Origin of the sequence: Tenacibaculum adriaticum (assembly GCF_008124875.1) — a bacterium.
In the GTDB taxonomy this organism is placed as follows: domain Bacteria; phylum Bacteroidota; class Bacteroidia; order Flavobacteriales; family Flavobacteriaceae; genus Polaribacter; species Polaribacter adriaticus.
This window is the reverse complement of sequence record NZ_VNIA01000016.1, coordinates 1-1,428: the sequence shown is the minus strand read 5'-3', so window position 1 is coordinate 1,428 and position 1,428 is coordinate 1. Positions and strand designations below refer to the sequence as shown.

At 38.4% G+C, this 1,428-nt stretch carries 1 protein-coding gene; it reads left to right on the top strand.

The genetic code is table 11. The annotated features are described in order from the left end of the window. Positions 1–1,428 (top strand): hypothetical protein (locus tag C7447_RS14640; protein ID WP_211354931.1); only part of this gene is annotated, 1,428 nt, incomplete at both ends.

The following is a 1,428-nucleotide window of genomic DNA, read 5'->3' as shown; positions in this document are numbered from 1 at the left end:
AGCAGATGTTGTAATAACAGGAGTAAACACAGCTTATACAGATACGCAATCAGGCACTTCACCAGTAAGTTTCACTGGAGTTCCAGCCGATACATATACAGTAACGATAACCAATCCAATAACAGGATGTGTATTAACGACGAGTATTTTAGTAGAAGAAGCACCAACATTTAATTTAGATGTAAATAAGACAAATGATGTAGCGTGTGTAGGAAGTAATGAAGGAGCGTTTGAATTTGATTTCAGTGTAAGTTCAGTATACACAGGTAATTATACATATGATGTTATTAATAACGCTACAAGTAGCTCAACAGGAATCACAGGAGTAGGAGTTGGAGGTACACCAGTATCTATCTCAGGCTTAGCAGCAGGTGTTTATTATGTAGCAGTAACAATGACTGATAGTCCATTCTGTCCGGTAACTTCACCAATGGTAACGATAGATGAGCCAACAGATCCGTTAGCATTAACAACGAACGCGGTAGGTGTAAGTTGTTTCAATGGAGGAGACGGAAGCATCACAGCAACAGGATCAGACGGATGGGGAGGTTATACGTATAGTTTAACACCAGTATCAGGAACATCACCAGCAGTAGCATTTAGCAGTAATAACGTATTTAACAATTTAACGTCAGGTACGTATGATATTACGGTAAGAGATGCAAACGGATGTGAGGTAACCGTAACAGAAACCGTTGCAAATACTACATTAGTTGAATTTACAGTAGTAGAGAATGATAATTCATGTGATAGTAGTACAGGAGGAAGTATTACGGTAACTCCAACAGGAGGAACAGGTACGTATACCTTCACCTTAACTAACACAGCTACGAGTGCTATAGTATCCACAGCAAGTGGTACAGCAGCACATACCTTTACCAATGTAGCAGCAGGTGATTATTCAGTATCAGTAGTAGATAGTAACAGTTGTCCAGGAACCGCTATTGGAAGTCCATTAATAACAATTACTCCTAACTTAATCTTTACAGCAATTCAGACAAAGAATATAGACTGTAATGCAAGTCCAGATGGAGTCATAGAGATTAACATTACATCAGGATCAGGTAATTATGATTATGCTGTAACGAATAGTTTAGGAGGGACAATTGTAGCACAAACAAATATAGGAGCAACAACTACAGTAACCTTTGCAGTATCAACAGCAGATACATATACAATTGAAGTATTTGATATGGCAGCAACGCCAGTATGTTCAAATACAGTAGCTGTTGTAGTTGCAGACAGAATAGAGCCTAATTTCACAGGAGTAGCAAGTGTAGATGATATTTGTAACGGAAGTAGCACAGGAGAGATTCAGATTACAGAGATAAGTAATAGTATCAATCCATTAACGTATGGTATAGTTCCAGCATTAGGAACCTTTAATGCAGCAACGTTAACGTATACAGGATTACCGCAGGGTACATA